A 19,677-nucleotide genomic window follows, 5' to 3' on the forward strand; every position below is an offset into this window, starting at 1 on the left:
TATTTGGTCAACAATGAAAACAGGACTTTTCTGCAATTACGAAAATCATCACCTAGATGCTAGACGGACTATCTTTGAGCAAGTTTTATTGGTAAAAGAGGCTGAAAGTTTAGGTTTTGAAGAGGCTTGGGTAACGGAACATCATTTTAATGAGTTCAATCTCAGTCCTTCAATTCTGCTGTTATTGGCACATTTGGCGGGTGTAACTTCACAAATTCGTCTAGGAACTGCGGCTGTATTATTGCCATTTCATCAGCCAATCCGCGTGGCTGAAGATATCGCCACTTTGGATAATCTTTGTAGTGGGAGGCTGGCTTTTGGGGTAGCGAAAGGTGGACCATTTCCACAGCAAAATAAACATTTTGGGGTGACAACTCAGGAATCTCGCACCAGAATGTTAGAGTCAGTGGCATTGATTCAAAAGCTTTTATATGAGACTAACGTATCATTTAATGGCGAATATTATCAATGCGAAAATCTCACAATTCATCCCCAACCATTGCAAAAACCAATTCCCATCTATGTTGCTAGTGGTGACGATGATGCAGTTAAATTTGCTGCCGAAAATTCCTTCGGTTTAATGGGTGGTCCGCCTTTTTCTCTAGAAAGATTGCGGAAGACAGTCAATAAGTATCGGGAATTTAATTCCAGTGGTGCAGAAAAGTTCCTGTTAGCGCGGTTCTTTTTTGTGGGTAAAACTCATGATGAAGCGGTAAATGAAGCATTGCCTTTTATTCGCCACTTCAGCAAAGAAATGACGGCTAACTCGACTCAAGTAATGCAGAAAAGTCCTCAACAACCAGCATTTGATCGGACAAATATTTGTTTCGATGAAGACTATTTGATTGAGAATTCAATTATCGGTGATGTTAATGGTTGTCGCGACAAAATCAAGAAATTTCAGGACGAATTAAATCTCAGCACACTAGCGTTAAAACCCTCATCTTTTTCTTTGCAAAAAAATCGAGAAAGTTTGCAACGCTACAATCAAGAGGTGCGGAATTATGTCTAAACTTTCTTTGCTTCCTCCCGATGATTTACCTCCTACAAAGGTAACAAAAGAGGATGGTATCCTCCATTTGGAGTTGGAACAGTCTATAGGTAGATGCTTCTTTTATGCGTGCGATCGCATTACCCAAGTATTACTATCTAATTGTCAATGGTACATGACCACAGATAAGACGACTTTGATGTTAATTGTAGACTGTCCCGATATAGTTGCTTATTGGCATATAGTTAGCAATATTCCCCAATTGGGAAATAGACTAGAAAGATTGACTAAAGATGCCAAAATTCGTGTTTATCCTCCTTTTGGCAAAGGATCACCTTTTGAAATTGGAGTAACTGAAATTTCAGCCTATCGAGATTGGTTGTAAGTCCTAAATTATATTTTAATCACTAAAATCACCAGATCCCCGACTTCTTCAAGAAGTCGGGGATCTATCTTGTTATAATAAAATAAATACAACATACCAGCCATGATTAACAACATGATTAATAACAAAAAAGAACTTTTTGATCGTTGGGCAAATAGTTATGATTGGGCATTTCCTTCTTTTATTTATCAAGCAATCCATAAAAGATTACTTACAAAAGTTGAATTATCACCTCATGCAAATATTTTAGATTTAGGTTGTGGAACAGGTAGATTATTAGATAGATTAGCAAAACAGTTTCCAGAAATCACAGGAACAGGTTTAGATTTATCTCCCCAAATGTTGCGGGTAGCAAGACAAAATAACCGCCACCGTCCCCGGTTAATTTATCTTGAAGGTAATGCTGAACATCTCCCCTTTGCTGAGGGACAATTTGATGCGGTTTTTAATACCATCAGCTTTTTGCATTATCCCCAACCAGAGCAGGTTTTAAATGAGGTAGCAAGGGTACTTTCTCCTGGTGGTAAATTCTATTTAGTGGACATTACTTTTAATAACTCATCACCATGTCAAATTACGCCCCACTCTCCTACAGGAATTCGGTTTTACAGCAAAAAACAAAGAGAAGAAATGGGTAATAATGCTGGATTAACTTGTGTAGGTCACTATAATTTATTGGGGTTTGTATTATTAACTATTTTTCAAAAATAAAGCTAATTTTATTAGAGTGGGCAATGCCCACCCTACGAAAATAGTGTAATATAAACATGAATTAAGCATTTTTTATTTTCTCTGTGTCCTCTGTGCCTCTGTGGTTAGTAAAAAAAATATTAAACTCAACACAAAGCACATTAATTTATAGAGAAATTAAATTAGCAGAATTATTCACCTGTTGAGATAACCAACCATATAAACCTGCCAACCCTTCCCCAGTAGTAGCAGAAACTTGGAAAATTTGTATTTTTGGGTTAACCTGTTTTGCATATTCAATACAGCGTTGAACATCAAATTGCAAATAGGGCAATAAATCAATTTTCGTGATAATCATAACTTCACTATTGCGGAAAATATGAGGATACTTAATTGGTTTATCTTCCCCTTCCGTCACCGATAAAATTACCACCTTAGCAGCTTCTCCCAAATCAAATAAAGCCGGACAAACCAAATTTCCGACATTTTCAATCATCACCACAGAATTTAACGGTGGATTTAGTTCTTGCAACCCTCTTTCTATCATTGATGCGTCTAAGTGACAGCCTGTACCCGTGTTGATTTGCACAACTTTACAACCAGTTGCTTTAATTTTTTCTGCATCATTAGTAGTTTCTTGATCACCTTCAATCACGCTAATAGATAATTTATCTTTTAAATCATTAATAGTCCGAGTTAATAATGTAGTTTTTCCTGCACCGGGAGAACTCATTAAATTCAAAGCCAGAATATTTCGACCTTTAAACCAGCCGCGATTTTGGGCAGCTAGTAAGTTATTTTTACTTAAGATTTCTTGTTCTAAAGATATGGTTGTATTATGTATTTTAGCATGAATTTGGGGTGCTTCTTCATGGTGATGAGAATGAGTAATTACAGTTCCATCTGGTAAAGTATGGGTATGATGATCAGCATTTTCCATGTTTGTAATTGTCGTTTGATTATCGTCCGAACAACCGCAAGTTACACACATAATTCCTCCACTTCAATTTCTTTGATTTTTAATTCTTGACCAGTGATTATATCTAATTGCACACTACCACATTCACAAATACCAAAAGGTTTATCTACATTAAAAGTTGTACCACATTGGCGACATTTAGCCATGCCAGGGATTTCTAAAATTTCTAATCTTGCCCCTTCTACTATTGTACCTTGGGCGCAAATATCAAAACAAAATTTAATTGCATCTGGCATAATTGCTGATAATTTGCCAATTTCTAATAATACTCTTTGAACTTTTTTATTTTGGGCGTTTTCGCTAACTATAGCGATGATGTTTTGGGTTATTCCTAGTTCGTGCATATATTTTTTTTAAACGAACCACAGAGGCACAGAGGACACAGAGAGAATAAAAATGCGGTTTTTTAACAAATTCTTGGCAGTTGATCTCCTACTAGCATATCTATGATTCTTTCTGCACCAAATGCTGTTTTTAAGAGGACTATTCCTGGTGGTGTGGGAATAATTTCACCTATGATAGATGCTTGTTTTCCTGTGGGGTGATTTTTCATTGTTGCTAAAATTAAATCGGCTTTTTCTGGTGGTGCAATTATGACTAATTTTCCTTCGTTAGCTAAATACAAAGGTTCTAAACCTAATATTTCACAGACTCCATTTACTTCTTCTCGAATAGGAATTGCATTTTCATTAATGCGTATGCCTAGGTTTGCTGTAAGGGCAAATTCATTTAATACTGTGGCTAAACCTCCTCTAGTTGCATCTCGCATGGCATGAATTTGGGGGCAAACTTTGATAATTTCAGCAACTAATTCATGTAATGGTTGACAATCACTTTCTATATCTGTTTCTAATGCTAATTCTCCTCTAGCAATTAATATTGCTGTACCATGATTTCCAATTTCACCGTTAATAATTACTACGTCTCCTGGTTGAATATTGCGGGGAGAAATATTAATATGGGGGGGAATAATGCCAATTCCCGTTGTGTTAATAAATAGTTTATCAGCACAACCACGATTAACAACTTTTGTGTCTCCTGTAACTATTTGCACTCCAGCTTTTTGTGCGGCTTTCTGCATACTAGAAACTACACGACGTAATGTTTCTACTGGTAAACCTTCTTCTAAAATCATGCTACAGGTGAGATATAAAGGTTTTGCACCACTCACTGCTAGATCATTAATTGTACCATTAATTGCTAGTTCTCCTATGTCTGAACCTGGGAAAAATAAGGGGTCTACTACATAAGAATCTGTGGTAAATGCTAATCTGTTTCCATATTGGGAAAGATTGGCTAAATCAAATGTGGCTTGGTCTTCTAATTGGGAAAGAATGGGATTATCAAAACTTTTAACAAAGATATCATCTATTAAATCACGCATGGCTTTTCCGCCGCTACCATGGGCAAGATTAATATGGGTATCTCTTACCTTTCCTTGACGACGACGGATTTGTTCAATTTTTTGAAAAAGGGGATTTTGATGAGAATTAATTGTCATTTTTAAAATTGTTTTGTAATTATATTTTTTTCTTGTGAGACAGGCAATACACCTGTCATTGTTAATTAATTACCTACCTGTTTCTTCATGTCTACCATTATGTTTATCGTAATGTAAAACGCCACCAACTGCCCAATCTTCCCGTTCAAATTCATCAATATGAATAGTTATCCATTCGGGTTTTGTTCCTAAAGCAGAAACTAAAGCGTCAGTTACAGCTTTAACTAATTTTCGCTTTTTTTCTATGGAGTGACCTTTACCAATTTGGACAGTTACAAAAGGCATATAATTTTCCTCAAATTGTGCAATTTAGACTGATAAGGGTTCGGTTGATACACCTGATTTATCTCTTTTTGCCAGAGTTGAAAGTCGCCCATATTTGTAATATGCTGCACAAGCACCTTCGGAGGAAACCATACAAGTTCCAATGGGTGTTTCTGGTGTGCAAGCTGTTCCAAATACTTTACATTGCCAAGGTTTTAAAACTCCTTTGAGAATTTCTCCACATTGACAAGCTTTATGATCTGCTACTTGTAAATTCGGAATTGTAAATTTAACTTCAGCATCAAATTGGGCGTATTCTTCGCGGATTTTAAAACCAGAATTGGGGATTTCTCCTAAACCTCGCCATGCAAATTTTTCACGGACTGTAAAAACTTGATTCATGGCTATTAATGCGTTTTGATTTCCCCTAGGTTCTACTAAACGATTATATTGATTTTCAACTTGACAACGATTTTCTACTATTTGTTTTAATAACATCCAAATTGATTGGAATATATCTAATGGTTCAAAGCCAGAAATAACGATGGGTTTATGATATTGTTGGGTAATAAATTCATAAGGTTCTGTTCCTATTACCATACTTACATGACCAGGACCAATAAAACCATCAAGTTGTAAATCGGGATTTTCTAATAATGCTTGCAAGGCGGGAATTACTAATACATGATTAGAAAACATACTGAAATTAGTAATATTTTCTGCGGCTGCTTGGAGAATGGTAAATGCGGTACTAGGGGCGGTGGTTTCAAAGCCTAAACCAAAGAAAACTATTTCTTTATTGGGGTTTTCTTTGGCTATTTTCAGACTATCCAATGGTGAGTAAACCATGCGAATATCAGCGCCTTGGGCTTTGGCTTGCAATAAGCTGGTTTTTGCACCAGGTACTCGCATTGCGTCGCCAAATGTGGTAAATATGATGTTGGGTAGTTGACAGAGTGCGATCGCATCATCTATTCTCCCTTTAGGCATGACGCAAACTGGACAACCAGGACCATGAATTAATTCTATATTATCGGGTAATATTTCTTCGATTCCATATTTAAAAATAGCATGAGTATGTCCTCCACATACTTCCATTATTTTTAAATGTCTGTCTATTTGTTGGCTGAGTTTGGTTATTTCTTGTTGTAATGCTTGGGCTTTTTCGGGGTTACGAAATTCATCTACATATTTCATATTTTGATTTCTCACGCAAAGGCGCAAAGACGCAAAGGAAGAGAGGTTTTTAAGTATAAGATTGGGCTATTTCTTGCAATAATTGTAATGTTTCTGCGGCTTCTTGTTCGTTGATTCTGTTCATGGCAAAACCGACGTGAACTAATACCCAATCTCCTATACATTTTTCTGGTGGGTGTTGTTCGTCAACTATACAGGCTATATTTATTTGTCTTTTGACTCCTCCAATATTAACCATAGCTAGTTTATGTTCGCGGTTGGTTATTTCTGTTATTTGTCCGGGTATTCCTAAACACATTTTAGTTTTCCTTTTTTAAGATTTATCTCACGCAGAGGCGCGGAGACAACAGAGGTTTTTATGTTATTTCTTTTAAGTATTTAGCGGCTGTAATTACACTTTGTCCTAATGATAAACTGCCATCATTTGTCGGTAATATACTGTGAGTTAATACGTTAATTTCTAATTTTTCTAATCGCTTTTTTACCTGTTGTAATAAAATTCGATTTTGAAATACTCCTCCTGTTAATGCTACTTGGTGAAATTCGTGTTCTTGTCTAATTTGTTGAACCATTGTTACAACAGTAATAGCTAAACTTTTATGAAATTTTGCAGCTATTTCTGATGAGGATATGTGCTGTTTAATATCATTGAGGATTTCTCGCCATGTTGGAGATGTATTTATATAATAAATATTATCTGATTTTTTAAATTTAAAGGAATAATTTAGAATTTCTTCATCATTGTTTAAAATATTGACATCAGCTATTGTTTCCATTTCTATTGCTGCTTGTCCTTCATAACTACATTGTTCTCGACAAATACCTATTGCGGCTGCAACTGCATCAAATAATCTGCCTACTGATGATGTTAAGGGTGAATTAATACCTTTTTCTATGATTTGGTTGAGTAGTTTTGGGTTGTTAGTTTCTAAAAATTTGATGATTTCTAAATCACTGTACTTTTCTTTGATTTCTTCCCAAGTAAAAGCATTAATTAATTGAGAGTATGTATTTCTCCAAGGTTGATAAATTGCCTGTTTTCCTCCTATCATTGCCATTGGTGTAAATGTAGCTAATCTTTGAGAGTTACAATAATCTGCTAGTAAAAATTCTCCTCCCCACAGTGTACCATCTTCACCATATCCTAACCCATCAAAAGCTATTCCTAAAATGGGTTTTGTATCTAAGGAAATTTGATTTTCTGCCATACAGGCAGCTATATGGGCATGATGATGTTGAATTTCTTCTAATTTAATGTTATTACTTTCTGCTAGTTCTTTGCCAAGTTTAGAAGATAAATACTCTGGATGTTTATCAATAGCAATTATCTCTGGTTGATGTTGAAATAAATTCAGATATAAATTCAATGTTTCTTGATAAGCATTAAAAGCAGCCGCATTTTCTAAATCTCCTAAATGTTGTGATAAAATCGCCTCACTTTCTTGTAATAAGCAAAAGGTGTTTTTTAACTCACTACCCATTGCTAAAATAGGCGGTATATTTTTAAAACCTGGAGGTAAAAGAATTGGTGCTGGTGCATATCCTCTAGCGCGTCTGAGGGTTTGAATTTGATTATCAATAACTCGCACTACAGAATCATCTACTCTATTAACAATATCACGATTATGTAAAAGAAAATAATCAGCTATTTTTGATAATTTATCTTTTGCATCTTCATTATCTATACATTGTGGTTGATCAGAAATATTACCGCTAGTTAAGACTATTGGTACTTTCATTCTTCTGAGAATTAAATGATGTAACGGTGTATAAGGTAGCATAAAACCAAGAGTATTTTGCCCTGGGGCTATAGAAGGTGCTAATTTACTCTGATCTTTAATATTTAATAAAACTATTGGTGCAGCAGAATTTGTTAACAATTCCTTTTCTAAATCATTAACATAGCAATATTCAGAAATAATATTAATATCTCTTGCCATTAAAGCCAAAGGTTTATGATAACGAATTTTACGATTTCTGAGTTTTAGAACTGCATTTTCTAAAGTGGCATCGCAAGCTAAATGGAAACCACCTAAACCTTTAATAGCAACAATTTCACCCTTTTGTAATAACGTACAAACAGCATCCACATCATCCAACATGGAAAACATATCAGAAATCACAGGTTTATCGTCAGTCCTTTCTAACCATGCACGAGGTCCACATACAAAACAAGCCACAGGTTGGGCATGAAACCGACGATTTTCTACATCTTGATATTCCTTTTCACATTCCTGGCACATTGGAAAATTCACCATGCTAGTATTATTTCTATCGTAGGGAATAGCGCGAATAATACTCAACCTTGGACCACAATGAGTACAATTAGTAAAAGGATAACGAAAATAACGACTAAAAGGATCAAAAATCTCCCTTTGACATTGGGGACAACTTGCCGTGTCAGGAGAAATCTCAGTTTTCACCACACTATTAACACTACGAGAAATCACAAAAGTATTAAAATCAAACTCCCCTAAATATGGACTTCTAATCAACTCCTTAATTCTTGCCAAAGGAGGACATTCTTGATATAACTTATTGACAAACTCCGTTATTTCTTCCTCACCACCAGAAACACGAATTAACACCCCTTTCCCATCATTACAAACATCACCCTTTAACCCAAAAACCTTCGCCAAACGATACACAGTAGGACGAAAACCCACACCTTGTACAGTCCCACAAACCCGAATTTCCTCTATTCTCATCCTTCCTCCTCTGCGCCTCTGCGTCTCTGCGTGAAATAATCAAAACTTGCAAATCAAAACGCGATTATTCCCAGAATCAGCAACCACCGCAGTTTCCCCACAAACCTTAATTCCATAACACCAATTTAAACTTTGTCTTGTTGGTAGTCCAAAATTCCGATTTTCGCTTTTATTTGTAAAGTTATCTTGTCCCATCACACCATCAGCGATCGCACCCTGCAATAATAAAATAGATGCTTGTTTCTTCCATCCTAGCAACCGGGAATTAGCTGTATCAGCAACTATTAACCAATCCCCCGCAACATCTACCCCATAGGGCATACTTAAACTACTTGCACTAGGAAAATAAACACCTTGATTTAATTCCACAAAATTGAAGTTTTTTTGTCCTAAAACCACCGCACAAGGGGCATTATTTTCTGTTGGTGTTCCTTCCCAAATCATTACCCGGTTATTACCTGCATCAGCAACAACTAAATTATCATCCCAAAGGGTGATATCATGACACCAACGCATACTGGCGGCGGTGGGAGAACCACCCCCATTTTCATTGCGTGATATCATATCCGGTTGTCCCAAAACTATATCCGCAGGTTGTCCATTTTCTGTGGGTAATTGATTCCAAATTAATAACCGACGATTTCCGGTATCAGCTACAAATAACTTACCTTGATGATAAAAAATACCATAAGGCCAATGTAACGTATTAGCCGCAGGTTGTTGATTACCTCGATTTGGTTCATTATCAATAAAGTTAGTTTGTCCTAATACCAAATCTGCGGGAACATGACTATCTTCTGGTATATTGTACCAGATTAAAATGCGGTGATTCCAAGCATCGGCAACAGCTAAACCATTACCACATTTACAAATACCTGTAGGGACACTAAGTGTAGATTTTCCTGGTGGACCCTTAGCATTTTGTCCTTCATGAAAAAAGTCAGTTTGTCCTATTACCCAGTCCGCGGGTTGATGATCTTTTGTGGGTAAATTTTGCCACCCTAATAAACGATGGTGTCCTGTATCTGATACCCATAATGGTCCTGTTGGTGATAATAAACAAGCTGCACGGGGTCCAAACATTGTTGTAGGAGTGGGTGCAAGGGGAACTACTAATTGTTCTGGTGTAATATTGTTTCCTAATATTATTTTTGCACCATCAGGAGAGAGAGGTAAATAGGAGACATTTTGGGTTTTCAATGTAAATAGGAAATTAATATTGGTTAATATTACCAGTTTTTACTCTAAGTAGGTGAGCGTTGAAAATTGTCGTTATGGCAAGGCAAAAGGCAAGAGGCAAGAGGCAAGAGTGAAGAGGGTTTGGGCGATTTTACATTTCTTTACACAGTTTGGTTTTATTGTGTTCACCTACTTATGGGAAAACCTGGAACAATTATATCAATTTCCTGCATTATTCGTAAAGTTTCTGTTAAAGCAATGACAATTTTTTGATACTAGTCAATTTCCTCAGTAGATAATTCTCTCTTAGAATTTTTTCTATCTTTCAACCATTTATCTAATACTTGATATCCACCAATTTTAAATTCCCAGATATGTGAGGGAAAGTTGTAAATCTAAAAAATTCTGGCAATACATCTTCTCCAGATAAATTAGGAGGAGATTGTAAAACTTCCCATTTTAACGGTATTTTTAGAAAGGGGGCGGTTAGAAACCGCGTCTACACAGACGAAACCCACCTGCGTGGGTTAAATTTCTCTTAGACTTTGGTTGTGTAGCCGCGTTCGCCCTTGGCGTGGCGAAGCCAAGCCATATTCTATTCGTCTGGGCTAGAAAATACTAGCAATTAGAGGTAATAATTTACTACATTCTTCAACCAATTTTGCGGCATTTGGTAAGTTGCTGAGAACTCCTTTTCCCTCGTTCCCAGTCTCCGACTGGGAATGCTTTTCCCTCGTTCCCAGTCTCCGACTGGGAATGCTTTCCGGGAGGTTCTACCTCCCATCTTAACGATATTTTCAGAACAAGGCGGTTAGAAACCGCATCTACACAGACAAAACCCACCTTCGTGTGTTAAATTTCTCTTAGTCCGCGTAGGCGGACTTTGTTTGTATAGCCGCTTTGTTTGTGTGTAAGCTAAACTATATAATCAATCGTCTGGGCTAAAAAATGGGTTTCTAACCTAAACCTAAAAAACCAGCAATTAGCGGTAATAACTTACCACATTCTTCAACTAATTTTGCCGCAGTTGGTAAATTAGCAATTGTTCCTTTTAACATTGTGATTGCTGTGTCTGCTAAATCCTGTTTTTCTTGAGGATTTTGGGCGGCTTCTGCTAAAGCTTTGACTTGTTTTAGTGCCTTTTCTTTGTCTTTAGGTTTTAAATCAGTATCAGCTTCAATTGCTGCTTTTAATTGTGTCAATAATTCCTTAATTCCTGGTTTATCGGGTTCGGGTGCAGAGGGTAATTCATTAATCGTATTTGTGACTGTACCACTGATTTCACCTAAATTCAAAGCTTGTCCACTGGCGTTAAAATCTCCGCCGATACTGCCAATTTCAACTTTACGGCTAGAATCGTTAGTCATGTTTTTATTCTCCACTTTGTTGTCAACTTGAACATTGATAGGTTTCTTAGCTAATAGTTTAACAATTTCTGTCATCTCTGCACTTTGTTGGCGATAAATAACTATTTCATTATCTTTAGCTTGTAATTCTGCTTTATATTTTTCTTCTACTGCTGCTAATGCTAATTGATAATTTTGAGTAAAATCGCTGTGAATCTTTTCTTTATCAGCATTATCAGGAACAGCAACTTTAACAACAACTACCCCATCACCTTTATTTTCAATACTCTGGATAGCTAATTCTGTATCTCCATTTTCAACTTGCACTTTTTTGAAAGCTGCAACAAAAGCTTTCCAGTCAATACCATTTTGGAAAATTAAATCAACAGTATTTAAAACCTCTTCAAATAATTTTGTAAATTCTCCTGGTTGAAATTCTCCACTACTAGGACGGCGTTCACGGTTGTCTGTTCCTGGTTGGGGATATTCTAAAAGATAGACAAAGCGACAATCTACATCATCTAATATAGTTGTACTTTCAATATTCCAAGCTTCCACACAAGCACCTGTCATTTGAGCTTTGGTGAAATTAGTACCAACCGCTTGAGTAAGAGTCAGATTTGCCCATTCTAAAACAGCACCTTGAAAAGTGGCTTCAATAATATCAGCATTTTTTAAATTAGCTTCTTTCAAGTCTGCACATACTAGGTTTGCACCTCTGAGGTTAGCGCCACTGTAAGATTTATTTCTACCATTGAGAGTAACGAGCAAATTGAGAACAGCAGGGTTACTCAATATAGTCTTACCTGGTCTAGCAAAATCAAGTTTTTTGGCTTCATAAAAACGAGTGCGCGTTAGGTTTGCTGTTCTGAAATCTGTATTTTTCAAGGTTGCACCAGTAAAATCAGTATCAGTTAAATCTGCACCACGAAAACTTGTACCACCTGTAGCAGCAAAAGCAATGGCAAATGAACGAATCCAAGCATCTTTTTCATCCCCTTTAAAACTACGCCAGCAAATGTAAACGCTAAAAAATATAAAAACTACAGCGACGGGGAAAACAACAGCAACAGCAGAATGTAAGAAAATTTTGAAGGTAATAGCAAAGCCAAAGGCAAAGAAAATAGTCAAAGCAACAGCAAAGACAATAGTGAAAGCGAATGAGAAGAAAAAGGTGAAGGTTACAGATGAAGTAATAACACCAGTGAAAGCAACAAGTGAGCCAATTGTAATTCCTTGTACGGATGAGGAAAAAGTAACGGCTGAAACGGAGAAGATGGCAAAGGCGATGGCGACCATTCCTAACCCTGCCAATAAACCTTTACGGACAGTAATAATACACAAAATAACTAACGTAATTAGTGCGACTATACCAGAAATAATACTTCCATCTTTATAGTTCAAAGCATACCATAACAATACACCAATAACTGTGGAAAACAAACTCGATATCACTGACAGTATAAATGTCACTATGAGCAAAACAATTACCCAACGCTTCTTTAGTCCAGCTTTAGCACCAGTAAAGTCAGCACCTTTAAGGATAGCATTGGTAAAATTTGCTCCTCTAATATCAGCTTTGCTAAAATTAGCACCTGTCAGGTTTTGACCTTTAAAAGAGCATCCTCGGAGATTTTGACCGGAGTAGTCTTTCGGCATAATCGCGTCAGCAAGAGATTGTCTATTAGATTTTATACTTATTTGTGAGTATTATTCCCAGTTTTGGTTAAATTTTATTAAATTTGGCTTTTTATAATCCGGGTAAATATTTTTAAACTAATAGGACTTACGCAAAAAACCTATCAAACTCTTATTTCTCTGTGTTCTCTGTGCCTCTGTGGTTCGTTTATTCCGTAACTTGTGCGTAAGTCCTAACTAAATTAAAATAAGAGTTAACTTTTGCAGGAGGATTATGAACAATCAACTCTATGAACGAGATTTTAATGTTTGGCGAGAAACTATCATTAAAAAAATCAAACAACAAAATTTTAATGATATTGATTGGGAACATTTGCTTTTAGAATTAGAAGATATAGGAAAATCAGAAAAACGCTCATTTTTGAGTAATTTAACCATCTTAATTGCTCACTTACTCAAGTTAACCGTTCAAGCTGATGCTCCCGAAATGATGAAAGGAAGTTGGTATAGTTCTGTTACTGAACATCGCTTTCGAGTTAGAAAAGATTTAGAGGGACTTCCAAGAAATAAATTATCCTGATTAACGAACCACGGAGGCGCAGAGGACACAGAGGAATAAGGGTTTGAGAGATTTTTGCGTTAGGTGGTTTATCGGTATATATGTAAGAATCTGGTAAATAACAATTACCAGATTCAAGGAAAAAAATAACTTGTCTTACGATAACACTTGTAAGTACCTAGCGGAAACCTATCCTCAAGATTTTGCCAGATGGTTACTAGCTGGTGAAGTATCAGAGGTGGAAATCTTGAAAACCGAACTTCATCTTGAACCCATACGCGCTGACGCGGTGATTTTCCTCAAAGTCGGTAATAAAATCTTACATTTAGAGTTCCAAACTACACCGAAATCGAAAACACCTCTTGATTTTCGGATGCTTGACTACTACACTCGCTTAAAACGTCAATATTGGTGTGAAATTCAGCAAGTCGTGATTTTTCTGCAAGCCACAACTTCCGAAATGGTGTTTAATAGTCAATATGTAGACACAAACACTATCCACAAATATAGAGTTATACGGATGTGGGAAGAGGAAGCAGCGTCACTACTGGCTAACCCCGCACTATTACCATTAGCAACTTTAGCAAAAAGCGACTCACCCGAAAATCTTTTAACCCAAGTTGCTGCTGCTGTAAATACAATTGAATCCAAGAAAGCACGAGATAATATTTCCGTTTGTACACAGCTTTTAGCCGGGTTAAGATTTAATAGAAATCTACTTAATCAACTGTTTCAGGAGGACATTATGGAAGAATCTTGGGTTTATCAGGATATTCTGCAAAAAGGTGAGCAAAAAGGCAAAAGAAGAGAAGCACTAGAATTGATTCTCCGTCAGTTAAAACGCCGCTTTGGGAATATTCCAGCCAGAATAGAACAGCAACTTCCTAATTTGGGATTAACTCAACTGGAAGATTTAGCCGAAGAATTATTAGATTTTTCGCAAATAGATGATTTAGTTAAATATATGGCGAATATTTCCTAACAACAAAAACCATTATTATCCTCGTTCCCTGGTTCTGCCGGGGAATGATATTTTTAGCATCAAGGTGAATTATGAAGAAAGAGAAACAATAGAATGATTTACTGATAAGATTATTGCAGGAGGTTAGAAATCATTATGACAACACATCAACCAACAGTCATTACCAATTATAATCTTTACGACCAAGATTTTTATCTGTGGATAGAAACAATATCTAAACAATTAAAAGCAGGGAAATTTGCAGAAATTGATTTAGCAAATCTGATAGAAGAAATTGAAAGCATGGGAAAAAGTGAAAAACGGGAGTTAAAGAGCCGTTTAATTGTGCTATTAATGCACTTACTAAAATGGCAATATCAACCCGAAAAACGTAGTGAAAGCTGGCGCAGTACGATTACAGAGCAACGTATTTGTATTGAATTATTATTAGAAGATAGTCCTAGTTTGCAACCTCTATTTATAGAAATATTTGCAGATTGTTATGAAAAAGCTCGTTTAAAAGCATCTGAAGAAACAGGAATTAAATTAAACTTCTTTCCTAAAGAATCTCCTTTTACTTTAGCAGAAACCCTGAAAAATTACTTTTTGAATAATTAAATTATATCAATTTTCATGTTTATTTGTTCATATTTCAGTCTCTGTTTTAGGGAAAGTTAAGGCTTTTATTCCAGTGATTCTCAGAGGGTGTTTGAAAACTTTTTTGTGTGGTATATAACACCTGTAGATCCCCCTAAATCCCCCTTAATAAGGGGGACTTTAAGAAATTTAGCCCCCTTTTTTAAGGGGGTTGGGGGGATCTAAATAAATTTTGATACTTTTCAAACATCCTCTCAGCCTCTAAATTAACTTATTTTCCGTAGTATGGAGGATGCGGTTTGAAGTTATCTATAAAATTGTATCTGTCTAAACTAGATAGGAAATGAAATTATGAAGATTAATTTACAACTAGCGCTTAATGATGCAGGTATAGATGCAAATCAAACCAGCACTCAACGTCAATTAGCAATATCCGTTTCTGCCAGTGGTGAAACTATAGATCGGACTGTGCCATTGAACTTATGCTTAATTCTCGATCATAGCGGTTCAATGCAAGGAAAATCCCTGGAAACTGTGAAAAATGCCGCTTGTTTATTAGTAGATCGTTTGACTCCTGAAGATCGTCTCAGTGTAGTTGTTTTTGACCACCGTGCCAAGGTTTTAGTCCCCAATCAGTTAATTACAGATCGCCAACATATTAAAAAACAGATAATGCAACTCAAAGCTGATGGGGGAACTGCTATTGATGAGGGTTTACGCTTAGGAATTGAAGAGTTAGCCAAGGGTAAACATGATACAGTTTCCCAAGCATTTTTACTGACTGATGGAGAAAATGAACATGGTGATAACGATCGCTGTTTGAAATTTGCCCAATTAGCCGCCAGCTATAATTTAACTCTAAATACATTGGGATTTGGTGACAATTGGAATGATAAAGTTTTAGAAAAAATCGCTGATGCTGGCATGGGTACATTGTCTTATATTCAACACCCAGATCAGGCTGTATCGGAATTTGGGCGGTTGTTTAGTCGAATGCAAACAGTGGGGTTGACTAACGCTCAACTATTATTATCCTTAATGCCTAATGTGCGGTTAGCAGAACTCAAACCCATTGCCCAAGTTTCCCCAGATACCATTGAGTTACCAGTACAACCCGAAAGCGATGGGCGCTTGGTGGTGAGATTGGGCGATTTAATGAAAGACGGGGAACGGGTAGTTTTAGTTAATATTTATGTGGGACAGTTGCCAGAAGGTAAACAGGCGATCGCTAATGTTCAAGTCCGCTACGATGACCCCGCCCATAACCAAATCGGGCTATACTCCCCCAATCTACCAATTTATGCTCATGTCACCAGGGAATACCAACCAGCACCAAATCCCCAGGTACAACGGTCGGTTTTAGCTTTAGCCAAATATCGCCAAACCCAGTTAGCCGAAACGAAATTACAGCAGGGTGATCGGGCTGGTGCAGCAACGATGTTACAAACTGCGGCAAAAACTGCGCTGCAAATGGGAGATGCTAGTGCTGCAACGGTATTGCAAGTTTCCGCCACCCGCTTACAAGCTGGGGAACAGTTATCAGAAAGCGATCGCAAAAAAACCAGAATTGTCTCAAAAACTGTTTTGCAAGATGCTTCCCCTCAATGAAAGTTCAACTAACATCGGCTCTAAATGATACCAACGTTGATGCTGCCCAACAAAGCAATCAACGTCAACTCTCAATTTCTATTTCCGCTATTCCTGCTGAATTTGAACAAAGTTTACCCTTGAATCTCTGCTTGATTCTCGATCAAAGTGGTTCTATGTCCGGTGAACCCATGAATATCGTCATTCAAGCAGTTGAGCAATTATTGGATCAATTAAAAGTTGGTGACAGGATTTCCATCATCGGTTTTGCTGGCACATCTGGAGTCATTATCCCCAACCAAATCATCCAAGATATTGAAAGCATCAAAACCCAGTTAAGAGCCAAGCTAAAGGCTGCTGGCGGGACTGTCATCGCCGAAGGTTTATCCTTGGGGATTACAGAACTACTCAAAGGCACAAAAGGGGCGGTTTCCCAAGCCTTCCTCCTCACAGATGGTCATGGGGATAACGGGTTACAGATTTGGAAATGGCAAATTGGACCAAATGACAATAAACGTTGTTTGCAACTTGCCAAAAAAGCCGCCAAACTCAACCTGACAATTAACACCCTGGGTTTTGGTGATGACTGGAATCCAGATTTATTGGAAAAGATTGCTGATGCAGGGGGTGGGACTCTAGCTTATATCGAGAACCCAGAGCAAGCTGTAACTCAATTTGCGCGGCTATTTCGGCGGGTACAGTCGGTGGGATTAACAAATGCCCATTTACTCCTATCTTTAGTCCCTGTTGTCCGTCTGGCGGAACTCAAACCCGTTGCCCAAGTTGCGCCAGATACCATTGAATTACCAGTGGAAACCGATGCTAATGGGACTTTAATACTGCGGTTAGGGGACTTGATGAAGGATAGCGAAAGGGTTGTTTTAGCGAATATTTATCTGGGACAATTACCAGAAGGGAAACAAGTCATTGGTCATATTCAAATTCGCTATGATGACCCATCCTTGAATAAAGAGGGTTTACTTTCTCCCTTAGTGCCAATATATGCCAATTTTACCAAGAGTTATGAACCTGCTCTCAATTCCCAGGTGCTAAACTCGATTCTGCTTTTGGCTAAATATCGGCAAACTCAATTAGCTGAGGCAAAATTAGAACTAGGCGATCGCCTAGGTGCTGCCACAATGTTACAAACTGCTGCTAATACCGCCTTACAAATTGGCGATACCTGTGCAGCCACCGTGCTACAAGTTTCAGCAACTCGCTTACAAGCCGGTGAAGAGTTATCGGAGAGCGATCGCAAGAAGACAAGAATGGCATCCAAGACTATTTTGAAAGAATAGCTGTAGGGTAGGTCTTTTGGCCTACCTGATCAAATTTTCGGCAATTTTCGAGCCAGCGATCGCTCAAAAACCATTAAGTAGGGTTTGCTGATAGCGCAGCGTGGCGTTATCCATACTTCTAGTAGTTCGTCAAATTTATTTTGACGGGTAATGGAAAAAAACTTCTGTTCTTCCCTCCCCCTCTACCTCCCCCACCTCCCCCACCTCCCCTACCCCCCCTACCCCCCCTACTCCCCTTCACCCGTCATTTTCGGGTTGACAGACTACTAGCCCTCACAGATAACTTTTTCAGCAACCCCTACTTATAAACATCTGCCATATCAGATTTTATTGAATTTGTACACACCTGATAGGAAGATGAATAGGAGTAATTTAAGGTTTAAAGTATCTATATATGGTAAACACCTGGTATATATAAAGGCTTGGCTAACACCCAAGCCTTTTTTATATTTAAATTAATTTGTATAATTTCATATAGACTAATATTTGCAACGCCAATATATATTTTTGTCTTGATCTATCACAATTAGAGCAATCTGTACACATTCCATAGGAAGATGATATGTGACTAGAGTAGCACTAAATTAATTGAGTACGTTGTTAAGCACAGCAATTATGGAGGTTTGGTCATAGCACCAAACCTTTTTTTTCGTTTATAATCCGTTAAAAGGGACTTGAGTTATTAGCTCTGAACTATGGCTTGACTCCTCACTTTAAAAACTCCTTGGGATTTTTTGCTTCCCAACCTAAATAACCGTTAGAACGCATTTCAAAATGAAGATGGGGTTGAGTAGAGGTTGGTTGTCCTGTAGTTCCCACTGATCCTAAAATATCGCCTTTGTTGACCGTTTGACCGAGCGTGACCTTGATGCTGTCAAGTTGGGCGTAACGGCTCTGTGAGCCACCTGCGTGGTTAATAATGACTAATTTGCCGTAACTACCTTGTTCCTTGGCAAAGACGACGATTCCTGAAGCGATCGCTGCCACAGGAGTATTTACTGGCGCTAACAAATCTAGGCCACTATGAAAGAAAACGTCTCCTGTTACCGGGTGATATTGCCAACCATAAGCTAATCCAACCTCTGTAACACTTGGCAAGGGATAACCAGTAATGTTTTCAGCGGGGGTACTAGGTGCCGTAGCAATTACCCCAGCAGCAGGAGTAGGGGCAGTAGTATTAGTTACCCCTGGAAGTATTGGTAAAAAAACAAATTTAGGGGTTTTCTGACAACCATTGATTTCAAAGACTGTATCTGGGCGAACTTTATATTTAGATGCGATTTGTCGCCAGCTTTGATTACGAGGAACTTCCACAACAATGCCATTAAAAGGAAGAATTTGCAATTCTGTACCTGGACTTACCACCCCATTCTTAACAGATGGATTGATTCCCATAATGGTTTCTGGTGATAGATTATAGCGATTAGCTATACTTGCTAAAGTTTCACCGCGATTAACTTGATGACGTTGGATACGAGCTAAGACGGGAACAGGACAACTCCCTGGACTAGCATTAGCACTTTGTAATTGTAATAAGGTGGATAATAAACCTAAAGTGCTAAATAAGCTCAAAAAACATAGTGAACAATAGGAAAATTTCATGTAAAGAAGTCCAGAAACCGCTAATTTTCAGATCTTAGTGGGGAATTGTTAAAGATAGGATAAAGTTTTTCCTCTATCTTTTTACTACCTATTTTGAGTAAATCCATGATGAAATCTAAGAACTAGTAGTTCGTCAAATTTATTTTGACGGGTAATGGAAAAAAACTTCTGTTCTTCCCTCCCCCCCTACCTCCC

Annotated in this window: 19 protein-coding genes; 8 read left to right on the forward strand and 11 right to left on the reverse strand. The window is 37.5% G+C overall.

The features are described from left to right. Positions 1-13 precede the first annotated feature (13 nt). The 3 genes from AN486_RS17575 to AN486_RS17585 all read left to right on the forward strand — a co-directional run bounded on the left by AN486_RS17575 (position 14) and on the right by AN486_RS17585 (position 2,087). Positions 14-1,012, forward strand: a complete 999-nt coding sequence (locus AN486_RS17575; RefSeq protein ID WP_290601828.1) for an LLM class flavin-dependent oxidoreductase — start codon at positions 14-16, stop codon at positions 1,010-1,012. Beyond that, on the forward strand, positions 1,005-1,376 hold the full coding sequence (locus AN486_RS17580) for a hypothetical protein (protein WP_290601830.1): 372 nt from the start codon (positions 1,005-1,007) through the stop codon (positions 1,374-1,376). Before AN486_RS17575 ends, AN486_RS17580 begins: the two co-directional genes overlap by 8 nt. Before the next feature lie 102 nt (positions 1,377-1,478). Continuing rightward, positions 1,479-2,087, forward strand: a complete 609-nt coding sequence (locus tag AN486_RS17585) for a class I SAM-dependent methyltransferase (RefSeq protein WP_290601832.1) — start codon at positions 1,479-1,481, stop codon at positions 2,085-2,087. Positions 2,088-2,232: 145 nt separating this feature from the next. Here the strand turns inward: AN486_RS17585 and hypB are convergent, their stop codons facing one another. The 10 genes from hypB to AN486_RS17635 form a co-directional block, all read right to left on the reverse strand. Continuing rightward, positions 2,233-3,057, reverse strand: coding sequence for a hydrogenase nickel incorporation protein HypB (gene hypB / locus AN486_RS17590; protein WP_290601834.1), 825 nt, complete (start codon positions 3,055-3,057; stop codon positions 2,233-2,235). Continuing rightward, on the reverse strand, positions 3,048-3,389 hold the full coding sequence (hypA, locus tag AN486_RS17595; protein ID WP_193964374.1) for a hydrogenase maturation nickel metallochaperone HypA: 342 nt from the start codon (positions 3,387-3,389) through the stop codon (positions 3,048-3,050). The genes hypB and hypA overlap by 10 nt, the downstream gene beginning before the upstream one ends. Positions 3,390-3,451: 62 nt before the next feature. After that, the gene (gene hypE / locus AN486_RS17600) at positions 3,452-4,546 is read right to left on the reverse strand and encodes a hydrogenase expression/formation protein HypE (protein WP_290601837.1); all 1,095 of its coding nucleotides are present in this window, start codon (positions 4,544-4,546) and stop codon (positions 3,452-3,454) included. A 69-nt stretch (positions 4,547-4,615) separates the two neighbouring features. Then, the gene (locus AN486_RS17605) at positions 4,616-4,831 is read right to left on the reverse strand and encodes a 4-oxalocrotonate tautomerase family protein (protein ID WP_015079398.1); all 216 of its coding nucleotides are present in this window, start codon (positions 4,829-4,831) and stop codon (positions 4,616-4,618) included. A 24-nt stretch (positions 4,832-4,855) separates the two neighbouring features. After that, positions 4,856-6,007, reverse strand: a complete 1,152-nt coding sequence (hypD, locus tag AN486_RS17610) for a hydrogenase formation protein HypD (RefSeq protein WP_290601840.1) — start codon at positions 6,005-6,007, stop codon at positions 4,856-4,858. A 49-nt stretch (positions 6,008-6,056) separates the two neighbouring features. Further along, on the reverse strand, positions 6,057-6,305 hold the full coding sequence (locus AN486_RS17615) for a HypC/HybG/HupF family hydrogenase formation chaperone (protein WP_190383644.1): 249 nt from the start codon (positions 6,303-6,305) through the stop codon (positions 6,057-6,059). 58 nt (positions 6,306-6,363) lie between these two features. Next, positions 6,364-8,715, reverse strand: coding sequence for a carbamoyltransferase HypF (gene hypF / locus AN486_RS17620; protein WP_290601843.1), 2,352 nt, complete (start codon positions 8,713-8,715; stop codon positions 6,364-6,366). Between the two features lie 39 nt (positions 8,716-8,754). Next, positions 8,755-9,915: a hypothetical protein gene (locus tag AN486_RS17625; protein ID WP_290601844.1), complete on the reverse strand. Its 1,161-nt coding sequence runs from the start codon at positions 9,913-9,915 to the stop codon at positions 8,755-8,757. 254 nt (positions 9,916-10,169) lie between these two features. After that, the gene (locus AN486_RS17630) at positions 10,170-10,289 is read right to left on the reverse strand and encodes a type ISP restriction/modification enzyme (protein WP_199924453.1); all 120 of its coding nucleotides are present in this window, start codon (positions 10,287-10,289) and stop codon (positions 10,170-10,172) included. A 561-nt stretch (positions 10,290-10,850) separates the two neighbouring features. Further along, a complete protein-coding gene (locus tag AN486_RS17635) occupies positions 10,851-12,899 on the reverse strand; it encodes a pentapeptide repeat-containing protein (RefSeq protein WP_290601846.1) in 2,049 nt (682 codons plus the stop codon). A gap of 253 nt (positions 12,900-13,152) precedes the next feature. Here AN486_RS17635 and AN486_RS17640 point away from each other — a divergent pair, with 253 nt between their 5' ends. The 5 genes from AN486_RS17640 (at position 13,153) to AN486_RS17660 (ending at position 17,880) form a co-directional block, all read left to right on the forward strand. Further along, a complete protein-coding gene (locus tag AN486_RS17640) occupies positions 13,153-13,458 on the forward strand; it encodes a DUF29 domain-containing protein (RefSeq protein ID WP_233455392.1) in 306 nt (101 codons plus the stop codon). A gap of 130 nt (positions 13,459-13,588) precedes the next feature. Continuing rightward, positions 13,589-14,419, forward strand: a complete 831-nt coding sequence (locus tag AN486_RS17645) for a DUF4351 domain-containing protein (protein WP_290601848.1) — start codon at positions 13,589-13,591, stop codon at positions 14,417-14,419. Positions 14,420-14,554: 135 nt separating this feature from the next. Then, positions 14,555-15,016: a DUF29 domain-containing protein gene (locus tag AN486_RS17650; protein ID WP_168635289.1), complete on the forward strand. Its 462-nt coding sequence runs from the start codon at positions 14,555-14,557 to the stop codon at positions 15,014-15,016. Positions 15,017-15,346: 330 nt separating this feature from the next. Continuing rightward, positions 15,347-16,603 carry a VWA domain-containing protein gene (locus tag AN486_RS17655; RefSeq protein ID WP_168635290.1) on the forward strand — a complete coding sequence of 419 codons (1,257 nt, stop codon included), beginning with the start codon at positions 15,347-15,349 and terminating at the stop codon, positions 16,601-16,603. After that, the gene (locus tag AN486_RS17660; RefSeq protein WP_053539657.1) at positions 16,600-17,880 is read left to right on the forward strand and encodes a VWA domain-containing protein; all 1,281 of its coding nucleotides are present in this window, start codon (positions 16,600-16,602) and stop codon (positions 17,878-17,880) included. The genes AN486_RS17655 and AN486_RS17660 overlap by 4 nt, the downstream gene beginning before the upstream one ends. A gap of 708 nt (positions 17,881-18,588) precedes the next feature. On the opposite strand, the gene AN486_RS17665 is transcribed toward AN486_RS17660, so the two are convergent. Beyond that, positions 18,589-19,482 (reverse strand): M23 family metallopeptidase, encoded by an 894-nt coding sequence (locus AN486_RS17665; protein ID WP_053539656.1) that lies wholly within the window; start codon positions 19,480-19,482, stop codon positions 18,589-18,591. Between the last annotated feature and the right edge of the window lie 195 nt (positions 19,483-19,677).

This window comes from Anabaena sp. AL93, from assembly GCF_001672085.1.
GTDB classification, from domain to species: Bacteria; Cyanobacteriota; Cyanobacteriia; order Cyanobacteriales; family Nostocaceae; genus Dolichospermum; species Dolichospermum heterosporum.